The following is a 17192-nucleotide window of genomic DNA, read 5'->3' on the forward strand; positions in this document are numbered from 1 at the left end:
CCGCGTGAGCGAGAACCAGACGACAGGAGACAGACATGATTCAGCAGGAGTCGCGACTTCGGGTCGCCGACAACACGGGTGCGAAGGAAGTCCTCTGCATCCGCGTGCTCGGTGGCTCGCACCGTCGCTACGCCGGCATCGGCGACGTCATCGTCGCCACCGTCAAGGACGCGATCCCCGGCGGCAACGTCAAGAAGGGCGACGTCGTCAAGGCGGTCGTCGTGCGCACCACCAAGGAGCGCCGCCGTCCCGACGGTTCCTACATCCGTTTCGATGAGAACGCCGCGGTGATCCTCAAGAACCTCGAGGGTGACCCCCGCGGCACCCGCATCTTCGGCCCCGTGGGCCGCGAGCTGCGCGACAAGAAGTTCATGAAGATCATCTCGCTGGCACCGGAGGTCATCTGATGGCGAAGATCAAGAAGGGCGACCTCGTCGTCGTCATCGCCGGCCGTGACCGCGGTCAGCAGGGCCGCGTGCTCACCGTCGACACCGAGCGCGAGCGCGTCGTGGTCGAGGGCATCCAGCGCGTGACCAAGCACATCAAGCCGGGCACCCGCCGCGACAACGCGGAGGGTGGCCTCGTCACCGTCGAGGCCCCGATCCACATCTCGAACGTGATGCTGGTGGACCCGGAGACCAAGAAGGGCACCCGTGTGGGCTACCGCACGGAGCAGGTCGAGCAGGACGGCCGCACCCGCACCAAGCGCGTGCGTGTCGCCAAGCGCTCGGGTAAGGACGTCTGATGGCCACCGCTACCACCGCGCAGCCGCGTCTCAAGGAGAAGTACCGCAACGAGATCGTCGCGGCCCTCCGTGAGGAGTTCGGCCACGAGAACATCAACCAGGTCGCCGGTCTCACCAAGATCGTCGTGAACATGGGTGTGGGCGACGCCGCCAAGGACTCGAAGCTCATCGAGGGCGCCATCGCCGACCTCACCGCGATCACGGGTCAGAAGCCGCAGGTCACCAAGGCCCGCAAGTCCATCGCGCAGTTCAAGCTGCGCGAGGGCCAGCCGATCGGCGCGCACGTCACGCTGCGCGGCGACCGCATGTGGGAGTTCCTGGACCGCCTGCTGTCCATCGCGCTTCCCCGTATCCGCGACTTCCGCGGCCTCAGCCCGAAGCAGTTCGACGGCAACGGCAACTACACCTTCGGTCTCACCGAGCAGTCGATGTTCCACGAGATCAACCAGGACAAGATCGACCGCGTGCGCGGCATGGACATCACGGTCGTGACGTCCGCCACCACCGACGACGAGGGCCGCTCGCTGCTGAAGCAGCTGGGCTTCCCGTTCAAGGAGAAGTAGGACATGGCCAAGACTGCGCTGAAGAACAAGGCCGCCGGCAAGCAGAAGTTCGCCGTCCGCGCCTACACCCGGTGCCAGAAGTGCGGCCGTCCGCACTCGGTGTACCGCAAGTTCGGCCTCTGCCGCGTGTGCTTCCGCGAGATGGCTCACCGCGGTGAGCTTCCCGGCATCACCAAGAGCAGCTGGTAAACCACTACGCCACAGGTCCCCTGCGGGGAAACCACGGCGAGGAAGAGTTCAACACTCATGACGATGACTGACCCCATCGCAGACATGCTGACGCGTCTGCGCAACGCCAACGCGGCGTACCACGAGACCGTGGCCATGCCGCACTCCAAGCTCAAGGCGAACATCGCCAAGATCCTGGAGGCCGAGGGCTACATCTCCGGCTCCGCGACCACCGACGCGGAGGTCGGCAAGACCCTCACCCTCACGCTGAAGTACGGCCCGAACCGCGAGCGCTCGCTCGCCGGCGTCCGCCGTGTGTCGAAGCCCGGCCTTCGCGTGTACGCCAAGTCGACGAACCTGCCCAAGGTGCTCGGCGGCCTCGGCGTGGCCATCCTGTCCACCTCCTCCGGTCTCCTGACCGACCGCGAGGCCGAGAAGAAGGGCGTCGGCGGCGAGGTCGTCGCGTTCGTCTGGTAACCGGAAAGGAGAACGTAAGCAATGTCCCGCATTGGCAAGATCCCCGTTCCGGTTCCCTCCGGAGTGGACATCACCATCAACGGCGCCGACGTCACGGTGAAGGGCCCCAAGGGCACCCTGACCCACACCGTCGCCGCACCCATCACCGTGGAGAAGGGCGACGAGGGCCTCGCGGTCAACCGCCCCAACGACGAGCGTCTGTCGAAGTCGCTGCACGGCCTCACGCGCACGCTGATCGCCAACATGGTGACCGGCGTGACCAGCGGTTACGAGAAGAAGCTCGAGATCGTCGGCACGGGCTACCGCGTCGCGCTCAAGGGCTCGGACCTCGAGTTCGCGCTCGGCTTCTCGCACCCGGTCGTCGTGACGCCCCCGCAGGGCATCACCTTCTCGGTCGAGAGCCCCACCAAGTTCACCGTTGCCGGCATCAGCAAGCAGCAGGTGGGCGAGGTCGCGGCGAACATCCGCAAGATTCGCAAGCCCGAGCCCTACAAGGGCAAGGGTGTCCGCTACGCCGGCGAGAACGTGCGCCGCAAGGCTGGAAAGACGGGTAAGTAAGACATGGGTATCGCAATCAAGGGCAAGGGCAAGGCGATCCAGCGCAAGCGTCGCCACTTCCGCCTGCGCAAGAAGATCTCCGGCACCGGTGCTCGTCCCCGCCTCGTGGTCACCCGCTCGGCGCGCCACATGGTCGCGCAGATCGTGGACGACACGGTCGGCAAGACCCTCGCCTCGGCGTCGACCCTCGAGGCCGACGTCCGTGCGCTCGAGGGCGACAAGACGGCCAAGGCCTCGAAGGTCGGCCAGCTGGTCGCCGAGCGCGCCAAGGCCGCGGGCATCGACGCCGTCGTGTTCGACCGTGGCGGCAACAAGTACCACGGCCGTGTGGCTGCCGTGGCCGACGGCGCCCGAGAGGCGGGCCTCGCCCTGTAGGGCGCGGCCAGGAGTGAGGAAGACATATGGCTGACAACAACAGCGGCCGTCGCGGCGGCAACCGTCGCGACAACGAGCCGGAGAACAAGTTCGTCGAGCGCGTCGTCACCATCAACCGCGTCGCCAAGGTCGTGAAGGGTGGTCGTCGCTTCAGCTTCACCGCGCTCGTGGTCGTCGGCGACGGCGAGGGCAACGTGGGCATCGGCTACGGCAAGGCGAAGGAGGTGCCGGCCGCGATCTCGAAGGGTGTCGAGGAGGCCAAGCGCAACTTCTTCCGCGTCCCGCGCATCCAGGGCACCATCCCGCACGCCGTGCAGGGTGAGGCCGCCGCGGGTGTCGTGTTCCTGCGTCCCGCGTCGCCCGGTACCGGTGTGATCGCCGGTGGCCCGGTGCGCGCGGTGCTCGAGTGCGCCGGCATCCACGACGTGCTGAGCAAGTCGCTCGGCTCGTCCAACGCGATCAACATCGTGCACGCGACCGTCGACGCCCTCAAGCGCCTCGAGCGCCCCGAGGCCGTCGCCGCCCGCCGTGGCAAGGCCGTGGAGGACGTGGCCCCGGCCGCGATGCTCCGCGCGCAGGCAGCGGGGGTGAAGTAGTCATGGCACGTCTGAAGGTCGTTCAGAAGAGGTCGGCGATCGGCACCAAGCCGCAGCACCGCGAGACCCTGCGGTCGCTCGGTCTGAAGCGCATCGGCGACATCGTCGTGAAGGAGGACCGTCCCGAGATCCGCGGGATGGTCAAGGCGGTGGACCACCTGGTCGCCGTTGAGGAGGTTGACTGATGGCTGAGGCCAAGAAGCCGGCGGAGGACGCCGTCGAGGAGAAGCCCGCCAAGAAGCCGGCCGCGAAGAAGGCTCCGGCCAAGGCTGCTGCCGCGGACAAGCCCGCCGCCAAGAAGCCGGCCGCCAAGAAGGCGCCGGCGAAGGCGGAGGCCGCTGCCGACGCCGCGGAGAAGCCCGCTGCCAAGAAGGCTCCGGCCAAGAAGGCCGCCCCGAAGGCCGAGGAGCCGGCGGAGAAGGTGAGCACCCTCAAGGTGCACCACCTCCGCCCGGCTGCCGGTGCCCACACCAAGAAGACCCGCGTGGGTCGTGGTGAGGGCTCGAAGGGCAAGACCGCCGGTCGTGGCACCAAGGGCACGGGTGCCCGCTACCAGGTGCCGGAGCGCTTCGAGGGCGGTCAGACGCCCATCCACATGCGCATCCCGAAGCTGCGCGGCTTCAAGAGCCCGTTCAAGGTCTACTACCAGGTCGTCAACGTGGGCCAGCTCTCCGAGCTGTTCCCCGACGGCGGCGACGTGACCAAGGCGGAGCTCGTCGCGAAGGGCGCCGTGCGCAAGAACCAGCCCGTCAAGGTGCTGGGCGACGGCGACATCTCGGTCAAGGTCACGCTGGTCGACGCCGACAAGGTGTCGCAGTCCGCGAAGACCAAGATCGAGGCCGCGGGCGGCTCGGTCAACGAGGGCTAACATGTAGGCCGGGCCCGTCCTGTGGGACGGGCCCGGCCTGCGTGCTTCCGCCCGCCTTTTTCTTTCTGGAGGATCAATGCTGAATGGGTTCCTGAGCGCTTTCCGGACCCCCGACCTGCGTCGGAAGCTGCTCTTCACCATCGGCATCATCGCCATCTACCGCCTGGGCGTCTCGATCCCCACCCCGGGCGTCAGCTACGAGAACGTGCAGCTCTGCCTCGCGCAGACGAGCACCAACACGGGTTTCGAGATCCTCAACCTGTTCTCCGGTGGCGCGCTGCTGCAGCTGTCGATCTTCGCGCTGGGCATCATGCCGTACATCACGGCGTCGATCATGGTCCAGCTGCTGCGCGTGCTCATCCCGCGCTTCGAGACCCTCTACAAGGAGGGCGCCGAGGGCCAGGCCAAGCTGACCCAGTACACGCGCTACATCACGCTCGGCTTCGCGGCGATCCAGTCGGCCTCGTACATCACGATGGCGCGCAACGGCGTGTTCTTCCCCGGCTGCGCGTACGACATCATCCCCAACGACTCGTGGACCATGATCGCCGGCATGGTGCTCGTGATGACCGCCGGCACCATCTTCATCATGTGGCTCGGCGAGCGCATCACCGAGCGCGGCGTCGGCAACGGCATGTCGCTGCTGATCTTCACCTCGATCGCGGCGTCGTTCCCCGGCGCGGTCTCCACGATCTGGAACTCGACCAACGGCCCGACCAACACGGTCCTGCTGGCGCTCGCGCTGCTCGTGGTGGTCGCGGCGATCGTGTTCGTCGAGCAGTCGCAGCGCCGCATCCCGGTCCAGTACGCCAAGCGCATGGTGGGCCGCAAGATGCTCGGCGGCTCGTCGACGTACATCCCGCTGAAGATCAACATGGCGGGCGTGATCCCCGTGATCTTCGCCTCCTCGCTGCTGATGATCCCTCAGGTGATCCGGCAGTTCCAGGGCGACGACCCGTCGGGCTTCATGGTGTGGCTCGAGAACAACGTCGCGAGCCCGAGCGCCCCGCTGCACATCGCGCTGTACATCCTGCTGATCGTCTTCTTCGCGTACTTCTACACCGCGATCACGTTCAACCCGACCGAGGTCGCGGACAACATGAAGAAGTACGGCGGCTTCATCCCGGGCATCCGTCCCGGCACCCCGACGGCCGACTTCCTCGACTACGTGCTGTCGCGCATCACGGCGGCGGGCGCGGTCTACCTCGCGATCGTGGCGCTCATCCCGACGCTGCTGTTCGTCGCGATGGGCGTGGCCACGAACATCCCGTTCGGCGGCACGTCGCTCATCATCCTCGTCGGCGTCGGCCTCGACACCGTCAAGCGCATCCAGTCGCAGCTGGAGCAGCGCAACTACGAAGGGTTCCTCAAGTAATGCGTGCAGTCCTCCTCGGTCCCCCCGGAGCCGGCAAGGGCACCCAGGCCGCCCGCCTCGCGGAGCGCTACGGCGTCCCCGCCATCTCGACCGGCGACATCTTCCGCGCCAACGTCAAGGGCGGCACCCCGCTCGGGCTCAAGGCGCAGGAGTACATGTCGGCCGGCCAGCTGGTGCCGGACGAGGTGACCAACGCCATGGTGCGCGACCGCCTCGCGCAGGACGATGCGGCCGGCGGCTTCCTGCTCGACGGCTACCCGCGCAACCCGGAGCAGGCGGTCGAGCTCGACTCGATGCTCGCCGACCTGGGCGTCTCGCTGGAGTCGGCCATCGAGATCACCGCGGACTTCGACGTGGTCACCGAGCGGCTCCTCAAGCGCGCCGAGCTCGAGGGCCGTGCCGACGACACCGAGCCGGTGATCCGCAAGCGCCTCGAGGTCTACGCGAGCAGCACTGCGCCGCTCACCGCGTTCTACGCGGGCCGCGGCGTGCTGGTGCAGGTCGACGGCATCGGCGAGATGGATGAGGTCACCGACCGCCTGGTCGCCGCGATCGGCCGCTGAGCCATGGCTCGCGGCATCGAGCTGAAGACCCGCGAGCAGATGCGGGTCATGGCCCGCGCCGGCGTGATCGTCGAGCGGGCGCTGGCGGCGGCGCGCGCCGCCGCCGTCCCCGGCGCGACCACCGCGCAGGTGGACGCCGCCGCGGCCGCGACCATCGCGGATGCGGGTGCGACGTCCAACTTCCTCGGCTACCACGGCTTCCCCGCCACCACCTGCATCTCGGTGAACGAGGAGGTGGTTCACGGGATCCCCGGCGACCGCGTGCTCGCGGCGGGCGACCTGGTCTCCATCGACTGCGGCGCCATCGTGGACGGCTGGCACGGCGACAGCGCGATCAGCCTGATCGTGGGAGGCGAGGGCTCGGCTCAGGACCGTGCCCTCATGGACGCGACCGAGAAGGCCCTGTGGGCCGGCATCGCCGCGCTCGCCTCCGCGCGTCGCGTCTCCGACGTCTCCGCCGCGATCGAGCAGGTCGCGGACCGGGCCGGGCTCCATCCCATCGAGGGCTACGTGGGGCACGGCATCGGTACCGCGATGCATCAGGGTCCCGACGTGCCCAACTACCGGGTGCGGGGCCGCAGCCCTCGGGTGGAGCCCGGGATGTGCCTCGCGATCGAGCCCATGTTCGTGATCGGCACGGACGAGTCGGCGACGCTCGCCGACGAATGGACGGTCGTCTCCCTCGACGGCTCGCGCGCGGCCCACTGGGAGCACTCGATCGCCGTGCACGAGGACGGCATCTGGGTCCTGACCGCCGGCGACGGCGGCGCCCGCGGGCTCTCTACCCACGGCATCGTCCCGGTCTCGCCCTGACACGCCGGGTGTGAGGGATCTCACACCTCGACACCCGTTCGTTACGCGCACGCCACGCCGACGCAAAGCCGCCGTCCTACCCTGGGCTGCGACGGGAGGCGTCCCCTGAGCCCCCCGGGGGCTGAGGGAGCGATCATGGCACGAGGGTTCAACTACGCACCGATCAACGATCCGTTGGTGGACGAGGCGGCGTCGCCCGGGCTGGCGAAGGACCGGATCCTGGCGCTCGCCGACTCGCGCAACGCCCTGGTGCGCTCGACCATCGCGGCGCGGGAGGACTGCCCGTTCGGCCTGATGGCGTCGATGGCGCACGACTTCAGCTCCGACGTGAGGGCGGCGCTCGCGAGGAACCCGCGCCTGCTGCATTCGGTGATGGAGCATCTGTCGCGCGACAAGAGCGTCGACGTGCTGGTCGCCCTCACCGAGAACCCCTCGGTCACCTCCGAGATCCTCGATGCGCTGGTCGGCCACCGCAAGCGCGACGTCCAGCAGGCCGCCGCGTCGGCGATGGACGCGCTGCGGACCCGTCAGGCGTCCGAGGACGCGCACACCCCCGAGCTTCGCGACCGCGTGTTCGAGCAGGCCGCGGCCCGCCGCGCCGAGGCCCTCGCCGCCGCTTCGACCGAGGGTGCCCTCGAGGGCGCCATCGCCGCCGTGGCGGCGGACCCGCCGGAGGCCGAGCCCGAGGTCCGGGTCCGCACCGCGCCCGTGCGCGGCTTCAAGCCGCCGATCGAGGCCTGACACCGGCACCAGGAGTTCGCGCCCCCGCTACCTGGCGTACACCTGACCGACAGCGCACGGTCATCTCGCCTCCGTAGCGTCCTCCTCACAGCGAGGGGAGGGCGTGATGGCGGACCAGGGCTGGTCGAGCGCGCTCATGGCGGCGTCGGGGGTCGCCGTGCATGGGGCGGCGCAGGACGATGCGATCCGCGCCCTGGTCATGGAGGCCCGCACGGCGACCCTCGCCCGGGCACGAGCGATCGAGCTGTCGCGCCGGCGCGAGCCGGAGATCCGCGAGGCGATCGCGGCGCGCCACGACTGCCCGCTCGGCGTGCAGGCGAACCTGCTCCACGACCGCCGCGCCTCGGTGCGCATCGCGCTCGCCTCGAACAAGGAGCTGTTCGCCGCCGTCGCCGAGGAGCTAGCCCGGGACCGTGACGTCGCCGTGCTCAAGGCGCTCGCCCGCTCGGAGGGCGCGCCGCGGCGGGTGCTCGAGACGCTCGCCGGGCACCGGCGGGACGAGGTCGCGCGGCTCGCGCGTCGGGCCCTCGACGGCACGGTCGTCACCGCCCGCAGCCTGGTGCCCGAGCTCGAGGAGGGGGCGCGCGAGGCGCGGCCGACGCCGGACTCGCCCGCGCAGTCCCCGGTCGGACAGCGCACCGCCCGCACCTACGCACCCCGCCCCGCCGTGCGTCGCGACGCGGCCCCGACCACCCGCTGGGCGTGACCGGTGCCCCGGTGGGGGATTGGTGCCAACCCTCCGTTTTCGTCGGATTTCTCACATCGCCTGGCGCCGGGACCGCGCACGCGTCACCATGAGGGGAGGAACCCTCGGCATGGATGGAGACGCACCGTGGAGACGCCAGCCACCGATCTTGCGACCGACCTCCTGCGTGCCCGCGATCCTGAGGCCATGCCCTCGGACCTGCTGCCGCTGGCCGCGCACCGCGAGTCCTCGGTGCGCGCGATCGTCGCGTCGCGCGCGGACTGCCCCGTCGCCGCGCTCACCTCGCTCGGTCACGACCGCCACCCGGACGTGCTGCGCGCGCTCCTGGCCAACCCCCGCACGCCGTCCTCGGTGGTCCGCAGGCTCGCCGACCACCGCGACGCCGCCATCTCCGAGCTCGCCGTTCAGCGCCTGCGGAACTCCTTCCGCTGACAACGGCGGCCCCGGACGCTACTCTGAAGTCCTCCGCTCGGCGGGCGCTGACGCCCGCCTTGAGTCGCGCGCTCACTTCGCGTATAGTTTTCTGTTGGGCGTTTTTGCGCGCCCACATCCCTGTCAATCAACGTTAGCGGAGTAATGGCCAAGAAAGACGGAGTCATCGAGGTCGAGGGCGTGGTGGTCGAAGCCCTGCCCAACGCATCGTTCCGAGTGGAGCTGACGAACGGGCACCTGGTGCTCGCTCACATCTCCGGGAAGATGCGCCAGCACTACATCCGGATCCTCCCCGAGGACCGCGTGGTGGTGGAGCTCAGCCCCTATGACCTGTCCCGCGGCCGGATCGTCTACCGCTACAAGTGAGTCGTCGCCCGAGCGCATCCGTGCGCGAGAGCGACGCAGGAAAGAACCATGAAGGTTAAGCCCAGCGTCAAGCCGATCTGCGACAAGTGCAAGGTCATCCGACGCAATGGCCGCGTGATGGTCATCTGCGAGAACCTGCGCCACAAGCAGCGTCAGGGCTAGACACAACAGCACATCCTCGTTCGGCCATATGCATCAAACCCCCGGCTCGGAGGCCGGGGCCCGCACAGAACACAGCGGGGCGGTCGAGCGTCAGACCTCCGACTACTGATGGAGTAGAACTTCACCATGGCACGCATCGTTGGTGTCGACATCCCGCGCGACAAGCGCATGGAGATCGCACTCACCTACATCTACGGCATCGGCCGTACCCGTTCCCAGGAGATCCTCGCCGCCACCGGCATCAGCGCGGACCTGCGCGTCAAGGACGCGACCGACGACCAGCTCGTCGCGATCCGTGACTACATCGAGGCCAACTTCACCGTCGAGGGCGACCTGCGCCGCGAGGTGACCGCCGACATCCGCCGCAAGGTCGAGATCGGCAACTACCAGGGTCTGCGTCACCGCCGCGGCATGCCGGTCCGTGGTCAGCGCACCAAGACCAACGCCCGCACGCGCAAGGGCCCCAAGAAGACCGTCGCCGGAAAGAAGAAGTAAGACATGGCCGCTCCTACTCGCAAGCCGCGCAAGAAGATCAAGAAGACCGTCGCGCACGGTCAGGCGCACATCAAGTCCACCTTCAACAACACGATCATCTCGATCACGGACCCCTCGGGCGCCGTCGTGTCGTGGTCGTCCTCCGGCCAGGTGGGCTTCAAGGGTTCGCGCAAGTCGACCCCCTACGCCGCCCAGATGGCCGCCGAGGCCGCCGCTCGCCGTGCCACCGAGGCCGGCATGAGCAAGGTCGACGTGTTCGTCAAGGGCCCGGGCTCGGGTCGCGACACCGCGATCCGCTCGCTGACCGCCGCCGGCCTCGAGGTGACCTCCATCAAGGACGTCACCCCGCAGGCGCACAACGGCTGCCGTCCGCCCAAGCGCCGCCGCAACTAGCACGTCAGCGCGCAGGTCCTGCTTGCGCGCGCCCGGTCGCGGGCCGATGCCTCGCATCGGCCCGCCGACCGCCCTTCCATCTCAGCTTCTGGCCCTGACCGGACCGATACCGGACAGGATTCGCGAGCATCAAATAGCGGATGCTCGGAAAGGAAACAACCGTGCTGATCGCACAGCGTCCCACGCTGACCGAGAAGGTCATCTCGGAGAACCGTTCGCAGTTCTCGCTCAAGCCGCTGGAGCCGGGCTTCGGCTACACGCTGGGCAACTCGCTGCGCCGCACCCTGCTCTCGTCCATCCCGGGCGCGGCCATCACGTCGGTGCGCTTCGAGGGCGTCCTCCACGAGTTCACCACCATCGACGGCGTGAAGGAGGATGTCACCGAGATCCTCCTGAACCTCAAGAACCTGGTGGTCTCCTCGGAGCACGACGAGCCCGTGGTCATGTACCTGCGCAAGTCGGGCGCCGGCGCCGTCACCGGTGCCGACATCGCGCCGCCGGCCGGCGTCGAGATCCACAACCCCGACCTCCACATCGCCACGCTCAACGCGAAGGCGAAGTTCGAGGTGGAGCTCACCGTCGAGCGCGGCCGCGGCTACGTGCCCGCCGCCCTCAACAAGAGCTACGACGCGGAGATCGGCCAGATCCCGGTCGACTCGATCTACTCGCCGGTGCTCAAGGTGACCTACAAGGTCGAGGCCACCCGTGTCGCGCAGCGCACGGACTTCGACGAGCTGGTCATCGACGTCGAGACCAAGTCCTCCATCTCCCCGCGCGACGCGCTGGCCTCGGCCGGCTCGACGCTGGTGGAGCTGTTCTCCCTCGCTCGCGGCCTCAACGAGGCCGCCGAGGGCATCGAGATCGGCCCGTCGGACACCGACGAGTCCCTCGAGGAGGACTACAACCAGCCGATCGAGGAGCTGAACCTCACCCAGCGGTCCTACAACTGCCTCAAGCGCGAGGGCATCCACACCGTGGGTGAGCTCACCGCTCGCTCGGAGGCGGACCTCATGGACATCCGCAACTTCGGCCAGAAGTCGATCACCGAGGTCAAGGAGAAGCTCGCCGAGCTGGGCTTCTCCCTGAAGGACGGTGCCGTCGAGTACGACAGCGCGTCGTCCGTGTACTTCTCGGGCAGCGACGAGTAACAAGGAGAATTCTCAATCATGCCTACCCCCACCAAGGGTGCCCGCCTGGGCGGCGGCCCCGCGCACGAGCGTCAGATGCTCGCGAACCTCTCGCAGAGCCTGTTCGAGCACGGCCGCATCACCACCACCGTGACCAAGGCCAAGCGCCTGCGCCCCTACGCCGAGCGTCTGGTCACCTTCGCCAAGCGCGGCGACCTCGCCTCGCGCCGCAAGGTGCTCGGGATCCTCTCGGACAAGGGCGTCGTCCACAAGCTCTTCACGGAGATCGGCCCCGGCTTCGCCGAGCGTGACGGCGGCTACACCCGCATCACCAAGGTCGGCTTCCGCAAGGGCGACAACGCGCCCCTCGCGGTGATCGAGCTGGTCGAGTTCGGCGCCCCCGCGAAGAAGGCCGTCGCCAAGGAGGCCGAGAAGGCCACCAAGAAGGCCGCGCCCAAGAAGGCCGAGAAGGTCGAGGAGGCCCCCGCGGCCGAGGAGACCGTCGAGGCTGTCGAGACCGAGGCCCCCGCGGCCGAGGCCGACGAGGCCAAGTAACCTCCGTCTTCGCCTGAAGACCACCCGAGGCGGGTCCGCACATGCTCCCTGAGACTGTGCGGGCCCGCCTCGATCTTTCCTATGACGGGACCGACTTCTCCGGCTGGGCGACGCAGCCGGGCCTGCGGACCGTCCAGGGCGTCCTCGAGGACGCCCTCGCGCGGGTGGTCCGCCAGGAGGCGCACCCTCGCGTGACCGTCGCGGGGCGCACGGATGCGGGCGTGCACGCCCGCGGCCAGGTCGCGCATGTCGACATCGACGCGGGGGCCTGGGCCCGGATGCCGGGCCGTGCCGAGCGCACCCCGGCCGAGGGCCTGCTGACCCGCCTCAACGGCGTGCTGCCGGACGATGCGGTGGTCCGGTCGGTCGCGGTGGCGTCGGCGGGATTCGACGCCCGGTTCTCGGCCACCGAGCGGCGCTACGCCTACCGCGTCACCGACGCGGTGCCCGACGTGCTGCTGCGCCGCCACGTCCTCGCGGTGGGACGCCCTCTCGACGTCGACGCCCTCAACGCCGCATCGTCCATCCTGAGGGGTCTGCGCGACTTCGCGCCCTTCTGCAAGGCCCGCGAGGGGGCGACCACCATCCGGGAGCTCAAGGAGCTGTCGTGGGTGCGCGAGACGGACGGGCCGGACACCGGGCTGGTGGTCGCGACCGTGCGCGCGGACGCGTTCTGCCACTCCATGGTGCGCTCCCTCGTGGGCGCGCTGCTGGCCGTGGGGGAGGGTCGCCGGGACCTCGACTGGTTCGCCGCGATCGCCTCGGGGTCCGAGCGCTCGCAGGCCGTCGCGGTCGCGCCGCCGCACGGGCTCACGCTCGAGGAGGTGGGCTACCCGGAGGACGCGGAGCTCGCGGCGCGCGCCGAGGCTACCCGAGGGCGGCGCACCCTGCCGTGATCGACGCGCCCGAGCGCGGGGGTCGGATTGAAATCATGGCGAGACCCGCGTATGATGGTGCGTCGTTGTGCGTTCCCTCGTGGACGGTGCCTCCCACTCGCCTCCGCAGGACCCGCCGACCGAATTGCTTCGCGATGCCCGTCCGGCATCGTCCACCAGAACGAGTAGAAGTAAGGCTTCACAGTGCGTACGTATTCTCCCAAGCCGGGTGACGTCACCAAGAACTGGTACGTCATCGACGCTACTGACGTGGTCCTCGGTCGTCTGGCCTCCCAGGCCGCTTCGCTGCTTCGCGGCAAGCACAAGGCGACGTTCGCGCCCCACGTCGACGGCGGTGACTTCGTCATCGTCATCAACGCCGAGAAGGTGGCCCTCTCGGGCGCCAAGCTCACCGACAAGATGGTGTACCGCCACTCGGGCTTCCCGGGCGGTCTCTCGGCCGTCCCGATCGGCGAGCTCCTCGAGAAGAACCCCCGCAAGGTGATCGAGAACGCCGTCAAGGGCATGCTCCCCAAGACCAAGCTGGGCGCCGCGCAGCTCAAGCACCTCAAGGTGTACGCGGGTGCCGAGCACCCGCACGCCGCGCAGCAGCCCGAGGTCTTCGAGATCTCCCAGGTCGCGCAGTAAGCGCCGCAGAGTTTAAGGATCGATGAAAGTGGCAGATGTGACGACCGAGGTCGACAACGAGACCCCCACCGAGTACACCTCCGAGTCCGCGCCCGAGCGCGGCAAGGGTGTCACCAACCTCGCCCCCGGCGCCGGCCTCGGCCGTCGCAAGGAGGCGGTGGCCCGCGTCCGCCTGGTGCCCGGCACCGGCAACTGGACCATCAACGGCCGCACCCTCGAGGACTACTTCCCGAACAAGGTGCACCAGCAGCTGGTGAACTCGCCGTTCGCGCTCCTCGACATCGAGGGCAAGTTCGACGTTCACGCCCGCATCCACGGCGGCGGCCCCTCGGGCCAGGCCGGTGCGCTGCGCCTCGGCGTGGCCCGCGCCCTCAACGAGATCGACGAGGAGAACAACCGCGGCGAGCTCAAGAAGGCGGGCTTCCTGACCCGTGACGCCCGCGTGGTGGAGCGCAAGAAGGCCGGTCTCAAGAAGGCCCGCCGCGCGCCTCAGTACTCGAAGCGCTAACCTCTCGCGCATGGCGCGACTTTTCGGCACGGACGGTGTCCGGGGCCTCGCGAACCGCGACCTCACAGCGGAGCTCGCCGTCGACCTCTCGGTCGCGGCGGCTCACATCCTGGGGGAGCGGGGCGAGTTCTCCGGGCACCGTCCTGTTGCTGTCCTGGGGCGGGACACCCGTCTGTCGGGCGAGTTCCTCGGGGCCGCCGTGGCGGCCGGGCTCGCCTCCGCCGGTGTCGACGTCCTCGACGCCGGCGTGCTGCCGACTCCCGCGGTCGCGTACCTGACCGCGGCGACCGGCGCGGACCTGGGCGTGGTGATCTCCGCCTCGCACAACCCGATGCCGGACAACGGCATCAAGTTCTTCGCGCGCGGCGGCCACAAGCTCGACGACTCCGTCGAGGAGGCCATCGAGCGCCGCCTGGGTGAGCCCTGGGAGCGGCCCACGGGTGATGCCGTGGGGCGCATCGTCGCCTCGCCGCAGCTGGCCGCGCAGTACGTCGAGCACGTGGACGCCGCCGTCCGCGCGTTCGCCGGGACCGACGCTCCGCTCGCCGGCGTGCATCTCGTGGTCGACGCGGCGCACGGCGCCGCGAGCGCGGTGGGACCGCTCGCGCTCGCCAACGCGGGCGCGCGGGTGACCACCATCAACGCCTCGCCAGACGGCCTCAACATCAACGACGGCGTGGGGTCGACCCACCTGGAGCAGCTGCAGGCCGCCGTGGTCGAGGCCGGCGCCGACCTGGGCGTCGCGTTCGACGGCGACGCCGACCGGTGCCTCGCCGTGGATCACACGGGTGCGGTGGTGAACGGCGACCAGATCATGGGTCTGCTCGCGATCGCGATGAAGGAGGCCGGCGCGCTGTACCGGTCGACGCTGGTCGCCACTGTGATGAGCAACCTGGGCCTGCATCAGGCGATGCGCCGGGCGGGCGTCGACATCGTCGAGACCGCCGTGGGCGACCGCTACGTGCTGGAGGCGATGCGCGAGGGCGGCTACTCGCTGGGCGGCGAGCAGTCCGGGCACGTGATCGTGGCCGAGCACGCCACCACGGGCGACGGCATCCTGACCGCGCTGCTGCTGGGCGCGCGCGTGGCGGCCGCCGGGCCCCTGCGCGACCAGTGCGCCGGGATCGAGACGCTGCCTCAGGTCCTCATCAACGTGCCCAACGCCGACCGCTCGCGGGTCCATACCGACGTCGAGCTGCAGGCCGCCGTCGCCGCGTCGCGCAAGGCGCTGGGCGACGCCGGGCGCGTGCTGCTGCGGCCGTCGGGGACGGAGCCGCTGGTGCGGGTGATGGTGGAGGCCGCGACGGCGGAGGACGCGCAGCGTCATGCCTCGTCCCTGGCCACGGTGGTCGCCGCCCGTCTGGGCCTCTGAACCCTCCCCCCGACGGAGCCCCCTCGGGGGATCACCCCATCGCGTCGGCGCGTCAGCCCTGACAGACTGAGCGGGTGAACGAGCTCTGGCACGTCCTGTTCGACTGGATCGACGCGATGGAGGAGTGGATCCTCACGCTCACCGAGTCGCTGTGGATCTACCCGAGCGTCTTCCTGCTGTCGCTGATCGACGGCATCTTCCCGCTGGTGCCCAGCGAGTCGGTGGTCATCGCCACGGCGACGGCGTGGTCGCAGAACGGCACCCCGCTGATCTACCTGACGTGGCTGTTCGCGGCGGCCGGCGCCTGGTGCGGCGACCAGATCGCGTACTGGGTCGGGTCGCGCTTCGACGTCCGCAAGCATCCGTTCTTCGCCCGCGCACGCGCTCGGAAGACCCTCGACTGGGCCGAGACCACGCTCGAGAAGCGCGGCACCACGTTCATCATCGCGGCCCGGTTCATCCCCATGGGTCGCGTCGCGGTCAACCTCACGGCCGGTGCGCTCGGGTATCCCCGCAAGTGGTTCATGACGGTCGACGCGATCGCCGCCGCCATCTGGGCGACCTACGGCTCCATCCTGGGCATCTTCGCCGGGTCGATCTCCGACAACATCGTGGTGTCGATCGTGATCGGCGTCGTCGGCGGGGTGGTGCTGGGCTTCCTCATCGACAAGATCCTCGCGCGCCTGGGCTTCGCCGAGCCCGAGATGCCCGACCTCGCCGGGGAGATCGAGCAGCGCGTCGAGACCGGCCAGCTCCAGGTCCGCCCGCCGCGCCGGGAGCGCCGCGGCGCCGGCCCGCGCGACGGGGAGGACGAGTCGTGACCGAGCCCGCGCCGGTCGACGGTGTCGCGATCGGATGGGACGATGCGCGGGCCGCCAACCGCGCGAACTGGGACGAGCGCGTCGCCCTCCACGTCGAGGCCTACGGCCTCGACCGCTACCGTGAGGACCCGGCGCACCTGTCGACGGTGGTGCGCAAGGACCTCGCGACCCTGAGCCGGTTCCTGCCAGGCGGCAGCATCGGCGGGCACGACGTGTGCCATCTCCAGTGCCACATCGGCACCGACACGATCTCCCTGGCGAGGGCCGGCGCCGCGGTGGTGGGCGTCGACTTCTCCGCCCCGGCGCTCGCGGCGGCGGCGGGCCTCGCGACGTCCCTCGGGATCGAGGCGTCCTGGGTCGAGGGGGACGTCCTGGACGCGCGGGCGCTGGTCTCCGGCGCCCTCGGCGCGGACCGTGACTTCGACGTGGTCTACACCAGCATCGGCACCATCGGCTGGCTGCGGGACCTGGACGCGTGGGCGCGGCAGGTCGCGGCGCTGCTGCGCCCCGGCGGCGTGTTCTACATCCGCGACGGGCACCCCGTGCTGTTCACCCTCGACGAGGCGCGGGACGAGCTGGTCGCCCGCTACCGCTACTTCCACGACGGCCTCGCGCTGCAGTGGGACGAGGCCGCGACCTACGTCGGGGACGGCACCGTGTCCTCGACGCGCACCTACGAGTGGGTCCACCCGATCTCCGAGGTGGTCACCGCGCTGATCGGAGCCGGCCTGACCATCGAGGCGATGGAGGAGGGTCGCGACCTGCCGTGGCGCTTCGCCGAGCGGATGGTCGAGCTCCCCGACGGCGACTTCGCGTGGCCGGGTTCCGAGCGCGACCTGCTGCCGTCCACCTTCACGCTGGTGGCGCGACGCCCCGGAGGCTGAGCCCGA

At 69.7% G+C, this 17192-nt stretch carries 28 protein-coding genes; all 28 read left to right on the forward strand.

Annotation, left to right across the window (positions count from 1 at the left end; translation table 11 throughout):
- Positions 1–35: 35 nt before the first annotated feature.
- Positions 36–407, forward strand: coding sequence for a 50S ribosomal protein L14 (rplN, locus tag QQX13_RS04175; RefSeq protein WP_301119597.1), 372 nt, complete (start codon positions 36–38; stop codon positions 405–407).
- On the forward strand, positions 407–745 hold the full coding sequence (gene rplX / locus QQX13_RS04180; RefSeq protein WP_301119598.1) for a 50S ribosomal protein L24: 339 nt from the start codon (positions 407–409) through the stop codon (positions 743–745). Before rplN ends, rplX begins: the two co-directional genes overlap by 1 nt.
- Positions 745–1308 carry a 50S ribosomal protein L5 gene (gene rplE, locus QQX13_RS04185; RefSeq protein ID WP_301119600.1) on the forward strand — a complete coding sequence of 188 codons (564 nt, stop codon included), beginning with the start codon at positions 745–747 and terminating at the stop codon, positions 1306–1308. The genes rplX and rplE overlap by 1 nt, the downstream gene beginning before the upstream one ends.
- Before the next feature lie 3 nt (positions 1309–1311).
- Positions 1312–1497 carry a type Z 30S ribosomal protein S14 gene (locus QQX13_RS04190; RefSeq protein WP_042213145.1) on the forward strand — a complete coding sequence of 62 codons (186 nt, stop codon included), beginning with the start codon at positions 1312–1314 and terminating at the stop codon, positions 1495–1497.
- 57 nt (positions 1498–1554) lie between these two features.
- On the forward strand, positions 1555–1953 hold the full coding sequence (rpsH, locus tag QQX13_RS04195) for a 30S ribosomal protein S8 (protein ID WP_301119603.1): 399 nt from the start codon (positions 1555–1557) through the stop codon (positions 1951–1953).
- Between the two features lie 21 nt (positions 1954–1974).
- Positions 1975–2511 (forward strand): 50S ribosomal protein L6, encoded by a 537-nt coding sequence (gene rplF, locus QQX13_RS04200; protein ID WP_301119610.1) that lies wholly within the window; start codon positions 1975–1977, stop codon positions 2509–2511.
- A 3-nt stretch (positions 2512–2514) separates the two neighbouring features.
- Positions 2515–2886: a 50S ribosomal protein L18 gene (gene rplR, locus QQX13_RS04205; RefSeq protein WP_301119612.1), complete on the forward strand. Its 372-nt coding sequence runs from the start codon at positions 2515–2517 to the stop codon at positions 2884–2886.
- Between the two features lie 26 nt (positions 2887–2912).
- Positions 2913–3482, forward strand: a complete 570-nt coding sequence (rpsE, locus tag QQX13_RS04210) for a 30S ribosomal protein S5 (protein WP_042213137.1) — start codon at positions 2913–2915, stop codon at positions 3480–3482.
- Positions 3483–3484: 2 nt separating this feature from the next.
- Positions 3485–3667 (forward strand): 50S ribosomal protein L30, encoded by a 183-nt coding sequence (rpmD, locus tag QQX13_RS04215; protein ID WP_301119615.1) that lies wholly within the window; start codon positions 3485–3487, stop codon positions 3665–3667.
- Positions 3667–4350 carry a 50S ribosomal protein L15 gene (gene rplO, locus QQX13_RS04220; RefSeq protein ID WP_301119617.1) on the forward strand — a complete coding sequence of 228 codons (684 nt, stop codon included), beginning with the start codon at positions 3667–3669 and terminating at the stop codon, positions 4348–4350. Before rpmD ends, rplO begins: the two co-directional genes overlap by 1 nt.
- 76 nt (positions 4351–4426) lie before the next feature.
- The gene (gene secY, locus QQX13_RS04225) at positions 4427–5725 is read left to right on the forward strand and encodes a preprotein translocase subunit SecY (RefSeq protein ID WP_301119619.1); all 1299 of its coding nucleotides are present in this window, start codon (positions 4427–4429) and stop codon (positions 5723–5725) included.
- Positions 5725–6288 carry an adenylate kinase gene (locus QQX13_RS04230; protein WP_301119621.1) on the forward strand — a complete coding sequence of 188 codons (564 nt, stop codon included), beginning with the start codon at positions 5725–5727 and terminating at the stop codon, positions 6286–6288. The genes secY and QQX13_RS04230 overlap by 1 nt, the downstream gene beginning before the upstream one ends.
- 3 nt (positions 6289–6291) lie before the next feature.
- On the forward strand, positions 6292–7101 hold the full coding sequence (map, locus tag QQX13_RS04235; protein ID WP_301119623.1) for a type I methionyl aminopeptidase: 810 nt from the start codon (positions 6292–6294) through the stop codon (positions 7099–7101).
- A 135-nt stretch (positions 7102–7236) separates the two neighbouring features.
- Positions 7237–7842 (forward strand): hypothetical protein, encoded by a 606-nt coding sequence (locus QQX13_RS04240; RefSeq protein ID WP_301119625.1) that lies wholly within the window; start codon positions 7237–7239, stop codon positions 7840–7842.
- Positions 7843–7945: 103 nt separating this feature from the next.
- Positions 7946–8548: a hypothetical protein gene (locus QQX13_RS04245; protein WP_301119627.1), complete on the forward strand. Its 603-nt coding sequence runs from the start codon at positions 7946–7948 to the stop codon at positions 8546–8548.
- A 126-nt stretch (positions 8549–8674) separates the two neighbouring features.
- Positions 8675–8980: a hypothetical protein gene (locus QQX13_RS04250; RefSeq protein WP_301119629.1), complete on the forward strand. Its 306-nt coding sequence runs from the start codon at positions 8675–8677 to the stop codon at positions 8978–8980.
- Positions 8981–9124: 144 nt separating this feature from the next.
- A complete protein-coding gene (gene infA / locus QQX13_RS04255) occupies positions 9125–9346 on the forward strand; it encodes a translation initiation factor IF-1 (RefSeq protein ID WP_042213122.1) in 222 nt (73 codons plus the stop codon).
- A 48-nt stretch (positions 9347–9394) separates the two neighbouring features.
- The gene (gene rpmJ / locus QQX13_RS04260) at positions 9395–9508 is read left to right on the forward strand and encodes a 50S ribosomal protein L36 (protein ID WP_062069916.1); all 114 of its coding nucleotides are present in this window, start codon (positions 9395–9397) and stop codon (positions 9506–9508) included.
- Positions 9509–9634: 126 nt separating this feature from the next.
- Complete coding sequence (gene rpsM / locus QQX13_RS04265) at positions 9635–10003, forward strand: 30S ribosomal protein S13 (protein WP_301119633.1); 369 nt, start codon at positions 9635–9637, stop codon at positions 10001–10003.
- 3 nt (positions 10004–10006) lie between these two features.
- The gene (rpsK, locus tag QQX13_RS04270; RefSeq protein ID WP_062303331.1) at positions 10007–10396 is read left to right on the forward strand and encodes a 30S ribosomal protein S11; all 390 of its coding nucleotides are present in this window, start codon (positions 10007–10009) and stop codon (positions 10394–10396) included.
- Positions 10397–10557: 161 nt separating this feature from the next.
- A complete protein-coding gene (locus tag QQX13_RS04275) occupies positions 10558–11544 on the forward strand; it encodes a DNA-directed RNA polymerase subunit alpha (protein WP_301119637.1) in 987 nt (328 codons plus the stop codon).
- An 18-nt stretch (positions 11545–11562) separates the two neighbouring features.
- Positions 11563–12078 carry a 50S ribosomal protein L17 gene (gene rplQ, locus QQX13_RS04280; protein ID WP_301119638.1) on the forward strand — a complete coding sequence of 172 codons (516 nt, stop codon included), beginning with the start codon at positions 11563–11565 and terminating at the stop codon, positions 12076–12078.
- Between the two features lie 41 nt (positions 12079–12119).
- Positions 12120–12974 (forward strand): tRNA pseudouridine(38-40) synthase TruA, encoded by an 855-nt coding sequence (gene truA / locus QQX13_RS04285; RefSeq protein ID WP_301152587.1) that lies wholly within the window; start codon positions 12120–12122, stop codon positions 12972–12974.
- A 183-nt stretch (positions 12975–13157) separates the two neighbouring features.
- Positions 13158–13601, forward strand: coding sequence for a 50S ribosomal protein L13 (gene rplM, locus QQX13_RS04290; protein WP_301119640.1), 444 nt, complete (start codon positions 13158–13160; stop codon positions 13599–13601).
- Between the two features lie 22 nt (positions 13602–13623).
- Positions 13624–14109, forward strand: coding sequence for a 30S ribosomal protein S9 (rpsI, locus tag QQX13_RS04295; RefSeq protein WP_301119641.1), 486 nt, complete (start codon positions 13624–13626; stop codon positions 14107–14109).
- Between the two features lie 10 nt (positions 14110–14119).
- Positions 14120–15481 carry a phosphoglucosamine mutase gene (gene glmM, locus QQX13_RS04300; protein ID WP_301119646.1) on the forward strand — a complete coding sequence of 454 codons (1362 nt, stop codon included), beginning with the start codon at positions 14120–14122 and terminating at the stop codon, positions 15479–15481.
- 74 nt (positions 15482–15555) lie between these two features.
- On the forward strand, positions 15556–16302 hold the full coding sequence (locus tag QQX13_RS04305; protein WP_301119648.1) for a DedA family protein: 747 nt from the start codon (positions 15556–15558) through the stop codon (positions 16300–16302).
- Complete coding sequence (locus QQX13_RS04310; RefSeq protein ID WP_301152588.1) at positions 16299–17186, forward strand: class I SAM-dependent methyltransferase; 888 nt, start codon at positions 16299–16301, stop codon at positions 17184–17186. The genes QQX13_RS04305 and QQX13_RS04310 overlap by 4 nt, the downstream gene beginning before the upstream one ends.
- Positions 17187–17192 lie beyond the last annotated feature (6 nt).

It is taken from the genome of Demequina lignilytica, from assembly GCF_030418375.1.
Classification (GTDB): domain Bacteria; phylum Actinomycetota; class Actinomycetes; order Actinomycetales; family Demequinaceae; genus Demequina; species Demequina lignilytica.